Origin of the sequence: Actinomadura sp. GC306, from assembly GCF_004348665.1 — a bacterium.
Taxonomy (GTDB): domain Bacteria; phylum Actinomycetota; class Actinomycetes; order Streptosporangiales; family Streptosporangiaceae; genus Spirillospora.
Window position 1 is genome coordinate 1 of the sequence record NZ_SMKM01000438.1, and the last position, 3114, is coordinate 3114.

General features: G+C 65.8%; 5 protein-coding genes. All 5 read left to right on the forward strand.

The features are described 5' to 3' along the window. The first annotated feature begins 440 nt into the window (after positions 1-440). The 5 genes from E1200_RS32275 to E1200_RS32295 are packed head-to-tail and all read left to right on the forward strand — an operon-like array spanning position 441 to position 2778. A complete protein-coding gene (locus tag E1200_RS32275; RefSeq protein ID WP_131956306.1) occupies positions 441-1322 on the forward strand; it encodes a helix-turn-helix transcriptional regulator in 882 nt (293 codons plus the stop codon). Continuing rightward, positions 1319-1513 carry a DUF397 domain-containing protein gene (locus E1200_RS32280; protein WP_131956308.1) on the forward strand — a complete coding sequence of 65 codons (195 nt, stop codon included), beginning with the start codon at positions 1319-1321 and terminating at the stop codon, positions 1511-1513. Before E1200_RS32275 ends, E1200_RS32280 begins: the two co-directional genes overlap by 4 nt. 26 nt (positions 1514-1539) lie before the next feature. Then, positions 1540-1824, forward strand: coding sequence for a DUF397 domain-containing protein (locus E1200_RS32285; protein WP_131956312.1), 285 nt, complete (start codon positions 1540-1542; stop codon positions 1822-1824). Then, positions 1824-2018: a DUF397 domain-containing protein gene (locus E1200_RS32290; RefSeq protein WP_131956314.1), complete on the forward strand. Its 195-nt coding sequence runs from the start codon at positions 1824-1826 to the stop codon at positions 2016-2018. The genes E1200_RS32285 and E1200_RS32290 overlap by 1 nt, the downstream gene beginning before the upstream one ends. A 25-nt stretch (positions 2019-2043) precedes the next feature. After that, the gene (locus E1200_RS32295; protein WP_131956310.1) at positions 2044-2778 is read left to right on the forward strand and encodes a VOC family protein; all 735 of its coding nucleotides are present in this window, start codon (positions 2044-2046) and stop codon (positions 2776-2778) included. Positions 2779-3114 lie beyond the last annotated feature (336 nt).

The following is a 3114-nucleotide window of genomic DNA, read 5'->3' on the forward strand; positions in this document are numbered from 1 at the left end:
ACCTCTTCTACCGGGGCTCCACGTCCCGTTTCCGGCCGGTCCCGTCTGTCCGCGAGTCTTCCCGAACATGCTCGATCATGTCCGAGAAGTAGCCACTGTCCGGATCATTCTTGCTGGCAAAACCTCAGTACATCGGTGCTTCTTGCTTTGCGAGGGCGGAAACGGCGAGCAGCATTGTATTGATCACCTCTCGGGAAGACGTGTCTTCGGCCGTTCCATCCTCAGCAACCGAGCGATCACGGGACGGAAAAGCAGCAGCACGACCGCCCGCCTGAGGCTTCGGCACGCCTTCAGGGCGAACGTGCACACCCGTTTACGTAAACGAACGGAACGTTCGAGCGGAACGACCTTCAATGACACGTTCGGAGACCACGTGATAACACAGAGTCGACAACGCTGATCCCCCGGTCAGCGCCCCCGCCTGAGCACGGAGGTCTCCGGTGACCAGCCCGTTCGTCCGCCGGCGCCGCCTCGCCGCCGAACTGCGCACCCTCCGCGAGCAGAACGGGATGACGGCCGACGAACTGACCCGCCGCATCTACCGCTCCCGCATGACGGTGTCCAAGCTGGAGAACGCCCGCTGCCGCCCCGACGTCCGCGACATCGTGAAGATCCTGAAGGTCCTCGGGGTCACCGGCGAGAAGTTCGACGCCATCTTCAAGATCGCCTGCGACGCCGCCGACCGCGGCTGGTGGGACTCCTACGGCGACGCCATGGGCCCCCGCCAACGCATGTACGCCGATCTGGAGTCCGGTGCCGCGACCATCCGCGAGTACAACCAGTTCACCATCCCCGGAGTCCTCCAGACACCCGGCTTCATCGAGTTCATAATCGAGATGGCCGAGGCGGAGGGAGAGCGCAGTTTCGTCGCCGACCGCCTCATCGAGGCTCGGCTCCGGCGTCAGGCACATGTACTCGGCGGGGGAGGTCCGCGCTACGAGGTCATCCTGGACGAAGTCGTCGTGCGCCGCCAGACGGCTCCGCCGCAGATAATGCTCGCCCAGCTCCGCTCGTTGATCGAAACTGCTACCCGCAACCCGTACGTCACGGTACTCGTGCTGCCCGTCGCGGCTGATTTCACGGGACGCCTGCTGCCCAAGTCGGCATTCTTCCTCTTCGACTTCAAGGATTCAGTCGATCCTCCTATCGCAGTGGTTGACACGGTTAACACGGACATCGTGCACACCGAACGAGAGGAGGTGATGCGGTATAACCAACGGTACGAGCATCTCCGGCAGGCGGCGCTCTCAGGTACGGCAAGCCTCAGCCTGCTGGAAGACGTGGCCGGCGACGTTGAGAAAAGGATCGATCCCTTCCCATGACCCCCAAGTACGGCACCTGGCGCAAATCCCGGCTCAGCGAAGCCAACGGCGCCTGCCTTGAAGCCGCCCTTTCTGACCACGGAACCATCGGCGTCCGGGACAGCAAGCTGGGCGACTCAAGTCCCATCTTGGATCTCTCACCCCGCGAGTGGTTCGCTTTCACCCAGGCCGTCCGCTCCATTAAGCACTAGCTAGCGGACCTGGCAGGATCGTAGGAATGACGACCCACTACGAACACTGGCGCAAGTCCAACCACAGCGCTCCCGACGGCGAATGCGTCGAGGTCAGTCGCTCCCTCCCGACGACCACTCACTACGGCAGTTGGCGCAAGTCGAGCCGTAGCGTTCCGGATTCCGACTGTGTAGAGGTTGGCCGGTCCCTCAAGCGCACCATCGGCGTGCGCGACTCCAAGCAAGGCGACACCGGCCCCGTCCTCGACTTCACCCCCCACGAATGGGCCACCTTCATGCGAACCCTCCGCTCCAGCACCCCGCAGACGTGATGCCCTACCTCAACTGGCGCAAGTCGAGCTACAGCGAAGCCGACGGCAACTGCCTTGAGGTAGCGCACTGCACCAGCGGAAAAATCAGCGTCCGGGACAGCAAGCTGGGCGACTCAAGTCCCATCTTGGACTTTTCACCCCGCGAGTGGTTCGCTTTCAGCCAGGCCGTCCGATCCCGCACTCTGCACAGGTGATGCACTTCGCCTGCGAGGAGGCCGTGTGGCCGGGGAAGTGACCGTTCCGCTGCTGCCTTGCGGGTCGGTCGATGAGATCGTCGAGTTCTACCGGGTCCTCGGTTTCGAGCGGACCTACCGCCAGCTCCGTCCCAACCCGTACGTCGTGGTTGAGCGTGAGGACATCGTCCTGCACTTCTTCGGCATGGACGGCTTCGACCCGGCGGACTCCTACGGCTCGTGCCTGGTGCTCGTGCCCGACACCGGCGCGCTATTCCATTCCTTCGCCGCGGGGATGCGCGACGCGTACGGCAAGCTGCTGGTGTCAGGCGTCCCGCGGATGACCCGTCCCCGTAAACGGAAGAACACCGGCGACTTTTCCGGGTTCAGCGTCGTCGACCCCGGCGGCAACTGGATCCGGTTCTTTGCCTCTCCCGGCAGGACCGCCCCCGAACCTGCTGGGCCCGCGCGGAGCGGGCTCGCCCGGTCGATGGAGAACGCGGTCGTCCTCGGCGAGTCCAAGGGCGACGACCGGCAGGCGGCCCGGGTCCTCGACACCGCCCTCAGGCGCGAGGAGGGCACGGGCTCCGCCGCCGAACTGGTCGAGGCGCTGGTCTACCGGGCCGAGCTGGCGATCCGGCTGGACGACCCGGAGCGTGCGGGCGCGCTGCTGGAGAGGGTCCGGGACACCCCGCTCGAAGACGCCGACCGCAAGGCGATCACCGACACCCTGGCGGATGCCCGGGACCTAGAGGAGGCTCTGCGCGCAGCGGCCCAGTGATCCGCGGCATCCGCTCTTGATCGGGTGGGGACGGACGGGGATCTCGGGGTTGTGGGTGCAGGCGGGTGGGCGGCCCGCGCGCAAGGTCGGAACGGGGGGCGATGGCCGGGCCCCTGCTTCATCGGCGGTGGTCATGGGCGCTGGCGGCGGCCGGGGGCGGGCGGCAATACCCGGCGAGCGGCAATACCCGGCGAGCGGCAATACCCGGCGGGCGGCAATGCCCGGCGAAAGCCATCAGGTGCCACGAGCACCACGTCGACCGCGGGGTTTACAGATCATGGTCCGCCGACCGACCGGGGCCCTATCGGGGTGGCTTGATGTCTGTGGGGGTTATGG